Source organism: Vibrio sp. Isolate34 (assembly GCF_022397915.1).
Lineage (GTDB): Bacteria > Pseudomonadota > Gammaproteobacteria > Enterobacterales > Vibrionaceae > Vibrio.
Genome location: NZ_JAKEUO010000003.1, coordinates 55,466 through 73,400, shown reverse-complemented (window position 1 = coordinate 73,400; position 17,935 = coordinate 55,466). Strand labels below are relative to the sequence as shown.

The following is a 17,935-nucleotide window of genomic DNA, read 5'->3' as shown; positions in this document are numbered from 1 at the left end:
GGTGGTGAAGACAGTTTCGCTCTGATGTTTAAATCAGAACTGTGGTCTCGACACCTAGGTGCCGAGACCAAGGAGAATTATCTGTCCATGTGTAACACAGTACGGATAGATTCACCTTTGTGCATTAGGTCGAATGCGTCGTTTACTTCGTCAAGGCTCATTGTGTGAGTGATGAACTCTTGAAGACCAAACTCACCCGCCATGTAACGGTTTACGATTTCTGGAAGCTCAGAGCGGCCTTTAACACCACCGAAAGCAGAACCACGCCATACACGACCTGTTACTAGTTGGAACGGACGAGTTGAGATCTCTTGACCTGCGCCTGCAACACCGATGATTACAGATTCGCCCCAACCTTTGTGACAACATTCAAGAGCTTGACGCATCACGTTTACGTTACCGATACATTCGAATGAGTAATCAACACCACCGTCTGTCATCTCAACGATTACGTCTTGAATTGGCTTGTCGAATTTCATTGGGTTGATGCAGTCAGTCGCGCCAAGTTGTTTCGCTAGCTCGAATTTGCTCTCATTGATATCAACACCGATGATTTTGCTTGCACCAGCCATACGAGCACCGATGATTGCAGAAAGACCGATACCGCCTAGGCCGAACACAGCAACTGTGTCGCCTTTTTCAACTTTAGCTGTGTTCAGTACCGCACCCATACCTGTGGTTACGCCACAGCCTAGAAGACAAACTTCCTCAAGAGGTGCTTCTTTAGCTACTTTCGCTAGTGAGATTTCTGGAAGTACAGTGTACTCAGAGAAAGTAGAACAACCCATGTAGTGGAAGATTGGCTCACCGTTGATAGAGAAACGGCTTGTGCCATCTGGCATTAGGCCTTTACCTTGAGTTTCGCGAACCGCTTGGCAAAGGTTAGTTTTACCAGACTTACAGAATTTACATTCGCCACACTCTGCTGTGTAAAGTGGGATAACGTGGTCGCCAACTTCAACGCTTGTTACGCCTTCGCCAACCATTTCAACGATACCGCCACCTTCGTGACCAAGGATAGAAGGGAAGATACCTTCTGGATCGTCACCTGAAAGAGTGAATGCGTCAGTGTGACAAACACCAGTAGCAACGATACGAACAAGTACTTCGCCAGCCTTTGGCAGTTCAACGTCAACCGTTTCACGCTTTAGTGGCTCGCCCGCTTTCCAAGCAACCATAGCTTTGGATTGGATATGAGTTTGACCAAGTTTGATTTCGATAGTCATTGGATGCTTCCTTTATATGTCAGTACAGCGGATAACTTTGCAATTAAGTTCAACTCGTTAAGAGTAGTCGAGCTTAATTGTTTCCGCTCTCTCGTTTTGTTGGGGCTAGTATATGTGCGGTCATAGGTTTTGATAATCCCCTCAAATGGAAAATGATTATTACCCATGTGTAATAATTGATAGAGTTTGAAGGGCTAGTGAAAGGAAAGGTGTTGCTAAGAGAATCTATCGAGACTCTAAACCGTAGCTAAGTAGAAGGGACATTTGCTGGAAACAAATAGAGCATAAGCTTGCCGCCTATTTTCTATTTGTAGGTTTGAACATGCTTTTTTCTCTCCCACCTCCTGTAATGCTATCACTCGCCATCGTGCTTGAAGTTGTTGCCACTTCTCTATTACCTAAAACGCAGCAGTTTACTTCTCTACCCGCCACTGCCGCAGTATTAATTGGCTACGGTTGTGCTTTCTATCTATTGTCTCTAACGGTGCAAACCATGTCTTTGGGTGTGGCGTATGCGATTTGGTGTGGGGCAGGGATAGTGCTGGTCGCAGCACTGTCTTGGCTAGTTTACGGACAAAAGCTCGATATCTACGCAGTCATCGGTATCGCTTTGATTTTGGCAGGTGTGGTAATTATTAACCTGTTTTCGACGTCGGTGAGTCATTAGGGGCTAGATTGTTTTTGCCCCAAAGTGAGCCAGAGCAGAACCAAAGCCAGCATTAAACATCGTAATTTGGATTATCTTTTCTTCTAACTATTAGGCTAAATTTGTTAATCCCCTGCAGTCTATCGATGCTCGCGAAAAAAGTTTTACATTGTTCCGTCTTTCGAAAGCAATATTCATAATGTGTTCTACGAGCATCTGATTTAACATACTGTATATTTTAACATTATTTATGAGTATCTATTATGGATTGGAATGGTTTTTTGATGGGAGTCTTGAGTAACGCTGCTTGGGCTATTGGCGGAATCCTAATCGGTTGGGTGCTTGGGTCCTATAAAAGGAACAAAAAGTTCTATGAGGACTTAGATACGTCGCTTGATGGGTTGAGCAATTACATTACCAATCAAGGGTTAAATAGGAGTGAATATCAATGTATTGATTGTGGTTCTAATCTCGAATCACTTTACAGTACCCATGTATCAAACTATGCGAGTTTTAAAAAAATCGTAGTGGATGAAGAGATCGAAACTTTAACTTCGCTCTCTGATCAATTAAAAAAACTTGAAAACAGCGAAGATAATAAAGAAGTTCAGAAGGCTCTGATTGATGAGTTCTATACAAAATTTTTTGCTTTAAAGAAAAACTGGCCACACAAAGTGAAAAGCATGAAGCGTATTCATTATACTATCAAAGATAGTTGAACAACCCTGTGTCTCTCCTGGCAAGAATGTTGTCAAAAAGTAATGCTCACCTAACTTAAAAATACCTAATTTTGAGTTAAAGTCGTACAGAGCCCAACTTCCTCTGTATCATTATTGTGTGGGCCAAGAAGTCGATTTGGAAGCTTTCCCAGAGTGAAGATAGGAAAGTATGATTCGGCATGGAAAAGGTAGTTTGTGTATGATTTTTGTTTGGCGACTAAACCATATCACTTACTACCGTTTTTGTTTTTAGTTCCCGCTAATCCGCGATGAATATAAAAAAAGCCCACCTATCGCAAAGTGAGCTTTTTATCATTTAAGCGCTATTTTTTAGTTCTGCGTGCTTTTAGAACAGCAAAGTAAGCCTTTAGCTTCTCGAAATCATCTGCAACTTCCGCATAGCCAGGTACGCCTTCATTCAGCTCAGGCGCTTGGTCATGTCCATACATAAAAGTACTGCACTTCGACATACCTTCTTCTATGGCAGCATAGTCTTCTGGAGTGATCCCCCCCTTTTCGACAACGTCCTTAAGGCTTTGTGTTTTTACACTTCGACCAAATCTTTCAACGACCTTTTTGAATAGCCATTCCTCAACAAGCCTTTCCCATGTTTCACGCATCTTGTTATACGTTAACTTGGCCATAGCTTCGTAGCCATCAATATCTCCGGCATCTTCAAGCTGCTTCAAAGGAACCATTATCTTGTTTAGATCTTTGACTCGATCGCCTGTTGATTTAACATCCCACGGCGGCTCAGATGTAGGGAACCCAGCAAGCTTCCCACGTTTTACAATTGAAATAGCCGAGTACTTCGAATTGGCCTTTTTAGTTGCCTCTCCGAGCATGACTAAAAATGACATATCATGGGTAAACACAATGACCTGACGGCTTTGTGCTTCCTCTGCGATGCGGGTAGCAAACTTTCTTCGCCACTTATGATCGAGAGAGTTAATTGGGTCATCAAAAACAATCGCTGATTTTCGGTCATCAACAATAAGTTCAGCCATGAATCCAGCCAAAGCAACGCACTTTTGCTCGCCTTCACTGGCGATGTCAGAAATGTTGTTCCGCTTGCCTGTCATACTAAACTTCAACATTTGCTTGCCGCGAGAGCCGCGAGTTTCAGTGCCTACATCGAAGTTTCTAAACTCAAGTTTTTTCAACTCAGCCTCAAACACTTTGCTAAGCTCGCCAATAGCACCCATTTGGGCAATGTTATTTGTTTGAGTGGTTATGGTTGTTGATAAGCAAGATTGAGTGACTGCGTTATATAGATCAATCATCCTCAGGCGCTCAATCTCGTGGAGAATGTTTTGCTTAGATAATGTAAACAGCTTTCTGTCATCAAGTTCGTTAATAGCCTGTGACGCAGTAACAATCTGCTTAGTTAACCCCTCATTGGTTTTAACTGCATCCTCTTTGACCTTTAAAGAGATAATTTGCCCATTGATCCAATCTAGCGCTTTGTAATCAATTGGAACAATAGAGAAGTCTGGTACTTGTTTTGTAAGATTCGAACAGAGGGCCTTGAACGAGTCTTCCAGTGCGATAAAGCTCTTACTGATTTCTGGATTAAACTCAGCCACCTTGCCTAGAATAAATTCATAAGGTTTGAGGTCGAATGACAGTAGCTTTAGAGCTGCAATTGAACTATCAAATTTAACTTTGGCCTTGCCGGCTTCCATCTGAGTTTTATCTTGTAGATAGTCGTTAAATTGCTTTAGTTTTTCGGCAGATGCTGCCGAGACAGGTTGCAAGCAAGTAGGGCAAGCTTCACCCTCTGCAGCTGGGAACGATAATTCCGCATTATGCTTTAGTACGAATGTCTGTACGTGATTCCACATCTCTCTCCACTCAGGTGAGCAAATACCTGATAGTTCGTGACCTTCAATTGCCTGCTTGCGAGCTAACTCTGCTGCGGCCTGTTTGGTTTGATAGTCATCGTAATTGAGTTTTATCGTCTCAAACTGCTTTTCATCGAGTTTAGCTCTTAGTTGATTGAAGTAGGAACTAAGAGGGGTTAGCTCTTTTCTACGATCACTAAACCCTTTTCTAAGCTGCTCAGGTGTACTGGTCTGCAGCTTAACAAGCTCTGATTTTAATACTGGGATTGATTCATCTTCTTCTTTACTCAGACAAATGGCATCAACGGCCTCTGATTTTGTGTCTCCAGACAAGCCAGATACAAACGCTGCTGTTTTACCTCCAGGTCTACATTGAGGTAACGGAACCGCAACGTTATATGGTCTTTTCTCTGACTCGTTTGCGGCTCTTACATAATCACAAGCCCTCATTAGCTGAGACAATAATTTCATCCCCGCAGGCTTGTAATCAATTGAGTCCTCGTCAGAGATGTAATGTGTCGCCGAGGTGTTGTCAAAAATTCGAATCGATTTTAAATCTTCATGTGAGTTTCCAGAGAGAAGCCATGGAATGTCGTGCTTGTCCTCGCCAATCAAAAGAGAAATGTCAGCAGAAGGCTCACCGGTTTGTGCCTCGTAGATGTTCGAGAGAATTTTTGGAGTACTACCGCGAGTAAGACAGGCGTTCTTTAAAATCTTTGCATAGCTAGATTTACCCGAACCATTATCACCATAGACTGCGGTCAGTCCTTCGCTTTCAAATGCAATAGATTTGTTCGGAGCAAGTGCTGAAACATTAGCAACATTGCTAATACACGCCAATTTTACTGGATGCTTTTCTTCGCCAAAGCCAGCTAGATCCAGCGAAGCTATGCTGGCCGCATAAGCATCACTTTGCGGTTGCAAACCTGCTTCTTCTTTAGAAAGAGCAAAGAGTAATTGCAAATCACCGTCATCAAGCTCGCCTTTATTTGCTGCTAATCTAAGAGCGTGACGCCACCAGAGATTCTTCTTTAGCTTGTTAGCCCAACCAACAACGCTTTCTATCGACATGTTATTCTCCAAACAGGTTATATTTCGGGAATATATACGCCTATTTTTATTATAGTCAATTGGTTGCAATCATCTTTAGAGCAATCAAACACGAGGAATACTCTGCCAGTGCGACATAGATCCCACACTTGCAGTGCGGGATATCACAATTTGCTCTAGTTGATGCTCCATTTTGATATCGCTATGGCGCTTAAGGGATGATTAATCACTAGACCTATTTGGTTGCCGCGATACTTGTGACATAGGTAACTAGACCCCAGCCACTTATTTCAAAAAGCACCTCATTGGATACGACGGTAAGATGATCACAACTTACAAATTGTGTCTGCAAACTCATTCAGATTATCGACAAGTTAAGAGACGAATTAATGCAGGTACAGCAGCTAATTGAAAAGTGAGGAGTTACCACCAAAACAGCAAAGCTATCGCCCAGTAAGGTGATTAAGCATTTATGTGACATTATATAGAAATGAGAAAGGTCAAACGGTGTTAGCTACAAAGTTTGATGTTCTATTAAGGAAAGAGTGAATTGTCTTGTATAGGCTGTATTAGGTAGCGCTTCTCCTTATCCTCGTTGGACGTCCAGTTCAATCATTTGCCTTACTTTTAGTTATTCATTAATGGTTAATATTCAATTCTCTGAAACGATTGTTGTCCATACTCTAGTTAGGTGGCGAGTAAACTACCTAACTCGCTTTTGTCCAAAAACGAGTTTGTCTAACCAACCTTCTCACACCCCAACACAGCCACAAGCGCATCTAAATACTGCTCGATAGTCAGGTCCGCAGAAACCGGTGGTAGCTCTACCGTAATACACGGTAGGTTTCTTTCTTGGCACCACGTGCCGAATGAGCCTGGGGTTTCGTAGTCCACGTCTTCAACGAGCGGCAGGTTGAATTGCTTACCTAGCCAAGTGGCAAGTTCCGATTGGGTTGGATCATCGACCATGGCGAGTGGTTCGTGGAAAGAGATGACGAATTTGGGCTTGCGCTGCTCAATGAGCTTGATGAGCGACTGTACTTCCGGTTCAAGTTGGTCGACTTGCCCAGTTTTTACCTTTACATCTCTGACTGGTGTGTGGGAACTCCAGCGATAGACGGTGCCGTCTTCTGTCCAGTTTTGCGTCGGGAATGCGCGGTTCAAATCGACTTGGTTAGCGTTGGCGCGTGTGCCTAACTGATTACCATCTGGGTTCATCGACAAGATCACATCGTGTCGTAAGTTGGCGGCTGGCAGGCTTCTTAGCGCACAAGATAAACCTGCGATAGACGCGGTTTCATCACCGTGTGTGCCTGCTATGATTAGGCCTCGAGATTCGCTTTCTACTTGCGCGGGGAAATAGAGCAAGGGTGCGCCTAGTACCGACTTTCCATATGGCAGCGGCTTTATTGAAAATGCAGCTCTTTCCGTTCTTGGAATTAAACTCACCTTTATCTCCTGATTGATCAAGTACTATCAAGTATTAACGATTACAAAAACTACTTAGATAAACGAAAGCATTAAAACTCGTCAACAGTCGCATTGTTAATTTTATTACTTGCTTCAAAGATAGGCTAGGAGAGCAAAAACATATGGATTTTAAGAAACACTCAACGGCGTTACTCATTTCATCTCTATTGACCCCTTTTATCTCAGTGACTGCCGTTGCTGACACATTGCCAGCGGGAACTTCTCTGGCGAAAGAACAACACTTGGTGCGCGCGAATGATGCAGAAGCGGCGACTCTTGACCCTGCAAAGGCTGAAGGCCTTCCAGAAATGCACATTCTGCGTGACCTGTTTGAAGGCTTAGTGATTCAAGATCGCGATGGCAACATTACTCCAGGTGTGGCGGAATCTTGGGAAACCGAAGACAACCAGACCTTTGTCTTCCACCTGCGTAAAGACGCGCAATGGTCGAATGGCGATCTGGTGACGGCTGATGATTTCGTGTATGCGATAAGACGAGCGGTAGACCCTAAAACGGCATCGCCAAATGTGTGGTATCTAAAGCTCACCAAAATCAACAATATTGCTGATGTGGCAGAAGGTAAGAAGCCGATTGAAGAGCTAGGCGTGTCGGCTGTTGATAAACACACGGTGAAGTTCGAACTCGATAGTAAAGTGCCTTACTTTGTGGCGATGACGGGCCACACATCCATGATGCCAGTGCATAAGTCAGCCCTAGAAAGTAGCGACAAGCCGTGGAGCGATCCTAAGCAATTTGTCGGTAATGGTGCATTCGTACTAGACGAGTGGGTGGTGAATGAGCGCATTGAATTGAAGAAGAACCCGAAATACTGGGACAGTTCAAATACGTACCTAACCGAAGTGACATATATTCCGTTTGAGAACCAGAATGCCTCGATTAACCGCTATGCAGTGGGCGAGGTCGATATTACTTCGGACGTGCCGACACATATGGCGCAGCAACTTAAAACCAAATACCAAGATGCGTTTACCGCGGTGCCTTTGCTGTGTACTTACTACTACGCATTCAATACTACGCGACCACCTTTTGATGATGCGCGAGTACGTAAAGCTGTCTCTTATTCTATGATGCGTGACGTTATCACCAATGGTGTGACTCAGGTGGGTAACTTGCCTGCTTATACCTTTGCTCATGAGTACACGGCTGGCTTTGATGCGACACAACCTGAATACAGCACGTGGACTCAGAAAGAACGCGATCAAAAAGCAAAAGAGTTACTAAAAGAAGCGGGTTACGATGCATCTAACCCATTGGATTTCAAACTGCTTTACAACACCAGTGAGTCGAACAAGTCCATAGCAGTGGCGATTGCATCAATGCTGAAAGGCAACTTAGGCGCACAAGTTGAGCTTGAAAACCAAGAGTGGAAGTCTTACTTGGTGTCTCGTCGCCAAGGTGATTTTGATGTGATGCGCGCCTCTTGGTGTGGCGATTACAACGAAGCATCGACTTTCTTGAGCTTGTTGCGTTCAGGCTCTTCGGGTAACTTTGCTCGCTATAGCAATGACAAGTACGACGCAGCAATGGACAGCGCCTTAGCTGCAACCAGCGAACAAGACCGCCAAGGTTTCTATGACCAAGCAGAGCAGTTACTGGCAGAAGACATGCCGATCGCACCAATCTACTACTACATGCAGGCCCGTCTAGTGCGACCAAGTGTCGGTGGTTTTGCTAAGAACAATGTAGAAGGGCGTATCTACTCTAAAGATCTCTACATCAAAGAGTAATTGAGCTTCTGGCACATCATTAAAAGTTTGAAATAAAGAAAAGGGACGTTGATCATAAATCTCTGATCAACGTCCCTTCGTCATTAATCTGTAACCGTAAGCGCAAAAAACTGAAACCTGCCTGAAGTATTTTTCACTTTTATTTCAATCAGGTGAAGCCATGTTACCTCCTCTACGTGCACTTGTTGCGTTTGAAGCTGTTGCCCGCCTCGGTTCTATTGGCGCGGCTGCGCGAGAGCTTTGTGTTACGCAAGCTGCGGTGAGTCAGCAGCTTAAAAGTTTAGAAACTTTTCTCGCCTGCCATCCTTCTATAAAAAATATTCTTTTATCAGGCTCGATATTCAGCTGGTGGACTGGCCATCAACCAACCCTTGTCAGAATGTCGATATCGAGCTGACCAACGGTAAGATCGAAAGCGAAGGCACTTATTGCGAGCGATTGTTTCAAGAATATTGGCAGCTGGTGTGTAGCCCTTTCAGAGAAATTACGCTCAGCAATTCAGAAGATCAAACTTGAACAACAATCAACTCTAACAATTACGTCTAGTTTTGGTATTAGCTTGCTATCAGAAAATGAAAAGTGGAAAGACTGTGTCGATCACGCTGATAGGGCGCTTTATCAAGCAAAGCTTAAAGGACGAAATACAATTGTGATTGAAGAGTCATATGACAGTTACTCGACATCAACAAAAGCGATTGGCAGCTCTTAGTTTGGCTAAGAGCTAATATTCACACAAATTGTTCTTGCCATGTTTTAGCCTTAAAAGGTTTTCGTCGCGCAGAGTGATGACGAAAATCGGTAAACAAAAGTTAAAAATAAAAACGCGAGCGGTAGATTGCGATTTATGTTGGTGCTACGTTATGAGCAATTTATAATATATAAGTCATGACACATTAGACTGAGAGATAGCAGCTAACGATGAACAAGACAAAAAGATATCCGGCCAACATAGTATTCAGTTACTTAATACTGTCATCTTTATGGGTTTTATTTTCTGATCTCGCGGTTGAATCACTATCAAATGACTTGCGAGAACACGCCTTAGCACAGACAGTCAAAGGCCTGGTATTTATCATTCTAACGTCTGCTTTGTTATGGGTAATGGTTCGGAAAAATAATCGAGATTTAGAGAGCGCTAACGATCTTGATAGTGTTACTGGGCTTCATAGCCCATCCGTTTTTTATCGATATTTAAACAAAAGGCTAAAAAAATCCCAGGCCAGTGACCATTATGTCCTCTTCTTACTTGACATTGATAACTTCAAATCTGTCGCTGACCAGATTGGGTTCGAAAATACGAATTTATTTTTAAAAGACATCGCCCGATCGATTGAACTTCCTATTGAGCATCAACCACTTTCGTCACGGGTACATTCCGATGGTTTCGCATGTTTAGTCAAACTCGATGATAAGGAAGATATTGAATCCTACATTGCTCTCGTACATCGTAGATTTAACCAATGTGCTTATCGTTATGATATCAACGCCACTTGTTGTATTGGCGCTGCTCTATTCCCCTCTGATGGAAATAATGCCAAGCAACTTATGGCATCAGCAATCCACGCCTTAACTGAAGCAAAAAAAAGCAAGAATACGATTGAGTTTCATGACCCAAAACTCACTGAGCTTGAACGTCAACGTCAAGAGATGGTGCAAGAATTACGTAAAGCGATTGATGACAAAGCGATTGATATTGTGTTTCAGCCTAAATACAACATTGAAAATAAATTTGTCGCTGGCGTGGAAGTGTTGTCTCGTTGGACGCATGAGCGCTATGGTGTCGTTTCACCGGATATCTTTGTCGCGCTAGCAGAAGAGAATCATTTTTGTCGTGATTTGACTGCGTTAGTTCTAGAGAAGACTGCGTCACAACTTAGGGCTAATGGCTTGCTAGGAAATGAGCTTAATAGTGTCTCGGTTAATATTTCAGCGGTAGAGCTAAATAGCGTTGATGACATGAAGTATCTGGATAATTATCTACAAAAGGATCCTGATTTTGCTCGCTTGCTATGTCTTGAAATCACTGAAACTGCCATTTTGAAAGATATAGACCAGTGTGCAACAGCTGTTCAAAAATTAAAAAAACATGGTGTGTCCTTTTCGATAGATGACTTTGGTGTTGGCTACACTTCTTTTGGTATATTTAGCAAGTTGGATGTAGATGAAATCAAAGTCGATCGCAGCTACATCAATAGGCTAGAAGACGATTACCGTTCAAGGGCCATAACGTCCGGTATCATTGATATCGCGCGAGGGTTTGGCATTCATGTGGTGGCTGAAGGGGTTGAAAATGCCCAACAACTGTCAATTTTAAAAACGTTAAATTGTGAACAGGCCCAAGGCTATTATCTTGGCTACCCGATGTCCTCCAAACAGTTAAAAGAAAGTCTCACCCCTGAAAAAGAACCGTGTTCAACAACATAACGTAATATTTTTTCATCTAAGCGACAGGGATACAGATGACTTGTATCGAGAAGGATGTTGTTGGTTGAATTAAGAATAAACAAATCCCCATTCGCTGACAAAACGAATGGGGATTTTAGTTACTAGGGGTAGTAATTTTATCTTCTAACTTGTTTCAGGGTTTAGATAGTCACCATGTCTGTGGCTTTCTTCATCGCTTCCTTAGTAGAGCATTCAATCACGTTTACGTTTGCAAAGCGGTGAGCGTCTTTCACTTGAATATCGTGAGCCAAGATAACCAGTTTTGCGTTTGCGACATCTAGGTCGGTGATACGGTTTTGAATACCATTTTGACCTTGTGTTTCTACCTTAATCTTAAGGCCTGCCGCTAAGCCTGCTTTCTCTAGTGCTTTCGCTGCCATGAAGGTGTGTGCAACACCAGAAGGGCAACAAGTTACGGCGACGATGTCGTACTCGCCTTCGCCAGCTACAGGTGCTGTTTGAGCTTGAACTGGCGCTGCTTCAACCATGTCTTCTTCCGTTTCAACCGCGACTGGTTTCCAGAAGCCAACGATAACCGCTGTGGTTAGAGAGCCAAGTGCAATACCCACAACGTACATTGGGATGTTGCTTGATACAGGTGCAGTGATTAGGCCGCCCCACGGTGCGTGCAGTAGAACGTCTGTCATGAAACCGAATACACAACCCACGATACCGCCGGCAACGATTGAAGGAAGCACGCGCATTGGGTCGTTCGCTGCGAATGGGATAGCTCCTTCAGAGATACCGATAGAGCCCATGATTGCAGCCGCTTTACCTGCTTCTTGTTCTTGTTTAGAGAACTTGTTTTTGAATAGGAACGTTGCCAATGCCATGCCTAGAGGTGGTGTACAAATCGCGATGCCTACGCCGCCCATTAGCCACGGTTGTGTGTCTACTTGAGTTTGAGCAAATAGGGTAGCTACTTTGTTGATAGGGCCGCCCATATCAAACGCCGTCATACCACCAAGGATTGTGCCCAGAACCATCTTAGATGCGCCAGCCATTGAAGCTAGGAACTCGTTCATTGAAGACATGAACAGTTTGATTGGCTCGCCGATACCCCACAGTACGATGCCGGCAGAGATTAACGTGCCTAGAAGCGGATAGATGAAGTAAGCACCTAGCGCGGTCATGTTGGTAGAAAGTGGGATCTTCTTAAGTTGGAACACCACGCCACCAGCGATAAAGCCTGCCACGATACAACCAAGGAAGCCGCCGCCCATGTCAGCCATGATGCCTGAAGAAATCATCGCAGGTGCCAGTGCTGGTTTATCTGCAATTGAGTAACCAATAAAGCCGCCAAGAATGATTGGGAAAAGAACAAGGCCCTTGATACCGATATTAGAGATGTCTGCCAGCAAACCTTCTGCTGGTACTGCACCTTTGCCTGATGCCATTACCGCTAAGGCCAATAGAACACCGCCAGCTACGATGAAAGGCAGCATGTGTGAGGTTCCGAAAAGCAGGTGGCCTTTCATGGTACTAAGGATTTTTTTAAAGTCGCTACTACTGTTTTTATTATTAGAATTGCTACTGGTATTCGTAGCTTGATTTGCTAGGGTGCTCATAATTGTCTACGCCTTATGAATTAATTAAAATATTAAGGATTTGATGTTCATCTTTTGCGTTATGGATATTTTGGACAAATTCATCACTGAATTTCCCAAATAGTTCTTGTAGTACATAAATATGATGGTCAGCACCGTTGTCTGGTGAAGCAATCATAAAAAACACGGTTGGATTAATGCCGTCTTCATCGCCATACTCAATGCCTTCTCGCTTAACGCCGACAGCAATGGCAGGCTCAGTTACAGCCTTGCTTTTTGAGTGTGGGTAAGCGATGCCGTCCATTGAGGTGATGCTTTGAGATTCACGAATTTCAATGTCTGCCAAGAAGGCTTCTTTACTGCTGAGTCGGTTGTTCTCAAATAACATGCTTGCCAATTCTTCAAACAGTTCTTTTTTATTATTCGCTTTAAGGTTGTTATTAATTAAGTTGACGTTAGTTAGCTGTGTGATCATTTATTAACTCATTCACTCTTGAAGTTCTTGAATTAAAATTAATGGATTAACCCGATTCGCGAAATAGCAAATAAAAGCCCTTCACTGTACATTTGTATCCAGCAAAATTAAGTGTGATTTACATCATTCATCCAGTGTGAGATGGGTCATATTTGATGGTGTATTCCGGTGTTGAAATAACTTTCTGTAGGAATAAAAGAGCTGTAGGGACAAAAAGATCTAGGAACACAAAAGCTGTAGAAACAAAAATGCCCCGCAAAAGCAGGGCATGAAGAGTGTGTTGTGAGTTGTTAGAAAGTTAGCTGTAAGCGCGCGCTACGCGTCCAGCGCAATCCAGTTTGTAACTCTCAGCATAAGCCGGAACGAATACCGAATGGCCTTTCTCTATCACGCAGGTTTCACCACATTGATGAGTGAGCACCATAGACTCGTCGAGCGGTAATAGGATCTCGGCACCTTCGGTCGTGATCTGGCGTTGATGCGAATTTTGCACGATAGAGAACTTAAAATCCTCGACAGGGATTTGGTATTCCATCACATCACCTTGCTCAATCGGGCTGAGCAGTAATCTATCCGCAGGCTTTTCATTAAATCGAGTACAAGAAACCAGCTCATTCACGTCCATGTACTTAGGCGTTAATCCGGCGCGCAGCACATTATCTGAGTTCGCCATGATCTCTAGACCTGTGCCCTTGATGTAAGCGTGAGGTGTCTCTGCATCTAAATACATCGCTTGCCCAGGCTTTAGGGTAATTACGTTCAATAACAGCGGAGCAAATAGGCCGACATCACCTGGGTATTGATCTTCCAGTTCTGAAATCAATTGGAATACACGTTTATCAGAAAGCTTGGCCTTCATGATCAATAGGGTAAGCGCCATGCCTTTTTGCTCACCTTCCAGAGACAGTAAGCTCGCAAAAAAGCAGGCTAAGCCATTGGGTGTTTGATCGCCCGCGAGGTCGTTAACCATCGAATGAAGCTCTGGAATATCGAGGTAATGGAAGTGCTCAAGGATCTCACTGATCGACCTAAAGCCATTCATCGCCGTGTAGTCGGTTAGGGCATACACCAGTTCTGGCTTGTGGTTGGGATCCTTGTAGTTACGGTTACCCGCCGTCATTGGAATACCTTGTTGCTCTTCTAGTGCATAGCCAGATTCGGCTTGTTGTTTGTTCGGGTGAACTTGAACAGACAGTGCTTTCTCTGCCGCCAACACCTTGAACAGATACGGCAGTTCGCCAAAACGACTCGCGACTTTCTCGCTTAAAAACAGGTTTAGGTTCTTAGAGATCAAGCTCGCTAATGTGGTCTGCTGCCCGTTGTCGTTCACCATTGAGCAACCATTCGGGTGAGCGCCCATCCAGATTTCCGCTTGTGGCTCACCAGACTGGTTATCAATACCAAACAGTTGGCTAAACGAAGAAGGGCTACCCCATGCGTAGTTTTGAATCACATTAGTCATAGGGTAGAAAAAACGTTGTACGAACGAGTCGTTCGCTAAAGAAAAATCAGACATCGAAATCACCATGAAGGGAAACATGGCTTGAGCTCTATTCGTTCCTAAAAAACTATTAGCTACTAAAAACAGTAGGGTCGAAGGGCTCAAGCCATTGGAGTTGAAATGGCTTAAGCCGCTGCTGTCGTTAGCTTGGCTTTGCGTAGATTTTTAAGCGCGATACAAGTAACCGCAGTTACGCCCGCACCTGATGCCATGCACAGAAGTGCTAGCATTGGGTAGTTCATTGCGCTTAGTAGAGCGACCACAGGTCCACCGTGAGCCACGCTGTTGGTGATACCGAATGAGAACGCCATTACCGCAGCAGTCATTGAGCCAAGCACGTTGGCAGGGATAACTGACATTGGGTCTTGAGCGGCGAAAGGAATCGCACCTTCAGAGATACCCACCAAGCCCATTGCGCCTGCTGCTTTACCTGCTTCAATCTCAGAAGATTCAAACAAGTCGAACTTACGGCCAAGTCTGGTTGCGATAGCCATGCCTAGTGGAGCCACAGGAATTGCACACGCCATCGCACCCATGAATTGAGTTTGACCGCTGGCAATCATGCCGACCGAGAATAGGAACGCCACCTTGTTGAACGGGCCACCCATATCAAAGCCAGCCATGCCACCCAATACGATGCCAAGTAGAACCACGTTACCTGTGCTCATGCTGGTTAGCAGCGCAGTAAGAGCATCCATCAATCCAGCAATTGGAGCTCCAATTACGAAGATGAACAGACCTGCGATGAATAGAGAGCCAGTGATCGGAGCGATCATGATAGGCACAAGCGGTTGAACGAATTTGTGGTAGTTAAACGAGGTAATCCATTTAACGAAGTAACCTACTAATAGACCTGCGATGATTGCGCCAATGAAGCCTGTACCTGCGTCAGCACCGTAGAAAGAACCGTTGTTCGCAATCCAACCGCCAATTAAACCAGGAGTTAGGGCAGGGCGGTCAGCGATCGCGTAAGCAATGTAGCCGGCCAAGATTGGGATCATCAGGGTGAAGGCAACCACGCCCACTTCTAGGATTTGGTTCCACATGCTGCCAGCAGGAATCGCCATGCCAGATTCACTTGGCTCACCGCCAATCGCTAGCGCTAGGGCAATCAAAAGGCCGCCCGTCACTACGAATGGGATCATGTGTGATACGCCATTCATCAAGTAACGGTAAAGATCCGAGCGCGCTTGTGATGCTTTTTCGGCAACAGATTGGTTGGTTGGAGCTTGCTCCGCTTGATAACTTGGTGCGTTGAGCGCTTGCTTAATCAAGCCTTGCGCGTCTTTGATAGGTGCTTTTACGTTGGTGCAGATAACGCGTTTGCCAGCAAAGCGAGCCATGTCGACCTGCTTATCACAAGCGACGACAATCGCGTCGGCACGTTTTATCTCTTCTTGAGTGGGGTTGTTTTTAACACCAATAGAGCCGTTAGTTTCGACCTTGATGTTGTAGCCAAGAGCCGCCGCGCCTTTCTCTAGCGCTTCAGCTGCCAAATAAGTGTGTGCAACGCCAGCTGGGCAGCCTGTCACACCAATGATGAAGCCTTGTTTCTCAACGTTGTTTTCCGCTTCTGAAGGCTCAGGCTTGGTAAGCAGTAGTTCTAATGCTTCTTGTTCAGATTGAGCATTCATAAAGCTTTCAATAAAGCCTTCTTCAATCAGTTTTGAAGAAAGCTCTGCAAGTACTTCGATGTGGTGATTATCACCGCCATCGGGAGAGGCAATCATGAAGAACAGTTTTGATGGCTGACCGTCATCGGCGCCGTACTCGATGCCCTGTTGATGGACGCCGATAACAACCGCGGGTTTGATCACCGCAGCGCTTTTCGCATGTGGCAGAGCAATACCTTCTTCAAATCCGGTATTACCTTGTTCTTCACGAGCCTTAATGTCGGCAAGAAACTGTGCTTTGTCTGAGATTCTGCCTTGTGCGTACAGCACGTCTATCAGCTCTTTAAATACGTCTTCTTTGGAATTGGCGTTAAGCGAAAGCTTAATCAAATCTTGATTGATCAATGTTGTGATCATAATGAACCCCTACTCTTTTTTATTTTGTTAGGGGTATTCTGAAATTGATTACTTGCCTTCTGTAGTGAAGAAAAAACGCATTTACTGGATGATTGTTGCGTTATAAGTGGAGTGTGATTTTGATCGTTTAGTGGCGCGTTTTTCGGCCTCTATTGACATAGGTTGAGCCTGCTTGAGGCTTTTATTTGCAAGGGGTTCGGCGTGTAGAGTTATCGAAGGAACAATGTGCTATATCAGGTTTTTGACTGGAGATTTATTTCCACTACTGGATTTTTGTAACCTAGATCTCAAATTGTGATTTTGCTCAATAGCGCTATGTTTCACTAAGGAGTATATCTATTCCCGTAGCCTTATTGCTGCCCATAAGAGTTCGAATAAATGATATTTCATGACCTAATCTCGTCGGTATTAAACGAGCGAGAACCGTTTCACAACATCTGGTTTGCGGGAGATTTTCATACGCCTTCAGCATGCAGTTATCAGGTGAACTTTCCACGTTTAGAGCTGGTACTAGACGGAGAGTATATAAATGAAATGGAGAGTCATGATCGCAAGATCACCAACGTTATCGCCAAAGCAGGGGATGCGATTTTCATTCCACCGAACTGTTGGAATAAGCCGAATTGGGATACTGACTGCTCAGTGCTGAGCATGCTGTTTGGTCGTCGTCAGCTTGGTTTAAGCTTGGTGAGCAAGCGCAAAGGGGAAGAGAGCTTTTACGACATTCAAAAGCACAGTATTCAGACTCGCTCTGGTTTTGCGATAGATAACATTCTAGAGGCGCTTAGCTCGTTAGCGCGCGAGAGTAACAAGCAGCCGATGGATGAACTGCTACTACAAGCGCTGCTGCAATACAGTAAGACCATGTTAGATGCGCCCGTCGAGAAATCTCACAGCCGAGTTCAGGATGTGTATCAGGGCATTTGTATTTACATTCAAGAGAACTTCCACCGTCACATCACCCGTGACAGCATTGCCTCACGCTTTAGTATTTCATCTAACCATTTGTCACGAATGTTCCGCCAACAAGGCCACATGACGCTGGCCGAGTACATCACTCGTGTCCGAGTCGACCGTGCCAAGTTCATGCTTAAGAAGTACAACTTCAAGCTCAATGAAGTGTCGGTACGTTGCGGCTTTAAAGATGTGAACTACTTCTGCCGAGTATTTAAAAACCGTACAGGAAGAACCCCAACCGAATACCGCGGTTCTATTTAGGTAAGCTATATTTTCT

The 17,935-nt window shown here is 44.3% G+C and carries 12 protein-coding genes and 2 pseudogenes; 7 read left to right on the top strand and 7 right to left on the bottom strand.

Annotation, left to right across the window (positions count from 1 at the left end):
- Nucleotides 1-77: 77 nt before the first annotated feature.
- Nucleotides 78-1,226 carry an S-(hydroxymethyl)glutathione dehydrogenase/class III alcohol dehydrogenase gene (locus tag L1D22_RS04905; RefSeq protein ID WP_239828897.1) on the bottom strand — a complete coding sequence of 383 codons (1,149 nt, stop codon included), beginning with the start codon at nt 1,224-1,226 and terminating at the stop codon, nt 78-80.
- A 322-nt stretch (nt 1,227-1,548) separates the two neighbouring features.
- On the opposite strand from L1D22_RS04905, the gene L1D22_RS04900 reads away from it, so the two are divergent.
- Together L1D22_RS04900 and L1D22_RS04895 are read left to right on the top strand one after the other, a co-directional pair.
- Nucleotides 1,549-1,893 carry an SMR family transporter gene (locus L1D22_RS04900; protein WP_239828896.1) on the top strand — a complete coding sequence of 115 codons (345 nt, stop codon included), beginning with the start codon at nt 1,549-1,551 and terminating at the stop codon, nt 1,891-1,893.
- A gap of 242 nt (nt 1,894-2,135) precedes the next feature.
- Nucleotides 2,136-2,591 (top strand): hypothetical protein, encoded by a 456-nt coding sequence (locus L1D22_RS04895; RefSeq protein ID WP_239828895.1) that lies wholly within the window; start codon nt 2,136-2,138, stop codon nt 2,589-2,591.
- Nucleotides 2,592-2,914: 323 nt separating this feature from the next.
- Here L1D22_RS04895 and L1D22_RS04890 read toward each other — a convergent pair whose 3' ends face one another.
- Together L1D22_RS04890 and mpaA are read right to left on the bottom strand one after the other, a co-directional pair.
- Nucleotides 2,915-5,506 carry an AAA family ATPase gene (locus tag L1D22_RS04890; RefSeq protein ID WP_239828894.1) on the bottom strand — a complete coding sequence of 864 codons (2,592 nt, stop codon included), beginning with the start codon at nt 5,504-5,506 and terminating at the stop codon, nt 2,915-2,917.
- Nucleotides 5,507-6,223: 717 nt separating this feature from the next.
- Complete coding sequence (gene mpaA / locus L1D22_RS04885; protein WP_239828893.1) at nt 6,224-6,934, bottom strand: murein tripeptide amidase MpaA; 711 nt, start codon at nt 6,932-6,934, stop codon at nt 6,224-6,226.
- A 143-nt stretch (nt 6,935-7,077) separates the two neighbouring features.
- On the opposite strand from mpaA, the gene L1D22_RS04880 reads away from it, so the two are divergent.
- The 4 genes and pseudogenes from L1D22_RS04880 (at nt 7,078) to L1D22_RS04865 (ending at nt 11,127) form a co-directional block, all read left to right on the top strand.
- The gene (locus L1D22_RS04880) at nt 7,078-8,703 is read left to right on the top strand and encodes an ABC transporter substrate-binding protein (protein ID WP_171762523.1); all 1,626 of its coding nucleotides are present in this window, start codon (nt 7,078-7,080) and stop codon (nt 8,701-8,703) included.
- Nucleotides 8,704-8,863: 160 nt separating this feature from the next.
- A pseudogene (locus tag L1D22_RS22375) lies at nt 8,864-8,998 on the top strand (LysR family transcriptional regulator); the annotation flags it as partial.
- Nucleotides 8,999-9,172: 174 nt separating this feature from the next.
- Nucleotides 9,173-9,412 (top strand): annotated as a pseudogene (locus tag L1D22_RS04870) (diguanylate cyclase); the annotation flags it as partial.
- Nucleotides 9,413-9,621: 209 nt separating this feature from the next.
- Nucleotides 9,622-11,127, top strand: coding sequence for a bifunctional diguanylate cyclase/phosphodiesterase (locus L1D22_RS04865; protein WP_239828892.1), 1,506 nt, complete (start codon nt 9,622-9,624; stop codon nt 11,125-11,127).
- A gap of 161 nt (nt 11,128-11,288) precedes the next feature.
- Here L1D22_RS04865 and L1D22_RS04860 read toward each other — a convergent pair whose 3' ends face one another.
- The 4 genes from L1D22_RS04860 to L1D22_RS04845 form a co-directional block, all read right to left on the bottom strand.
- Nucleotides 11,289-12,716: a fructose-specific PTS transporter subunit EIIC gene (locus L1D22_RS04860; RefSeq protein ID WP_239828891.1), complete on the bottom strand. Its 1,428-nt coding sequence runs from the start codon at nt 12,714-12,716 to the stop codon at nt 11,289-11,291.
- Between the two features lie 13 nt (nt 12,717-12,729).
- Nucleotides 12,730-13,170 carry a PTS sugar transporter subunit IIA gene (locus L1D22_RS04855; RefSeq protein WP_239828890.1) on the bottom strand — a complete coding sequence of 147 codons (441 nt, stop codon included), beginning with the start codon at nt 13,168-13,170 and terminating at the stop codon, nt 12,730-12,732.
- Nucleotides 13,171-13,468: 298 nt separating this feature from the next.
- Complete coding sequence (manA, locus tag L1D22_RS04850) at nt 13,469-14,686, bottom strand: mannose-6-phosphate isomerase, class I (protein WP_239828889.1); 1,218 nt, start codon at nt 14,684-14,686, stop codon at nt 13,469-13,471.
- Nucleotides 14,687-14,796: 110 nt separating this feature from the next.
- A complete protein-coding gene (locus L1D22_RS04845) occupies nt 14,797-16,701 on the bottom strand; it encodes a fructose-specific PTS transporter subunit EIIC (RefSeq protein WP_239828888.1) in 1,905 nt (634 codons plus the stop codon).
- Between the two features lie 378 nt (nt 16,702-17,079).
- Between L1D22_RS04845 and L1D22_RS04840 the strand changes: the two genes are divergently transcribed.
- The gene (locus tag L1D22_RS04840; RefSeq protein WP_060468969.1) at nt 17,080-17,919 is read left to right on the top strand and encodes an AraC family transcriptional regulator; all 840 of its coding nucleotides are present in this window, start codon (nt 17,080-17,082) and stop codon (nt 17,917-17,919) included.
- Nucleotides 17,920-17,935: the final 16 nt, after the last annotated feature.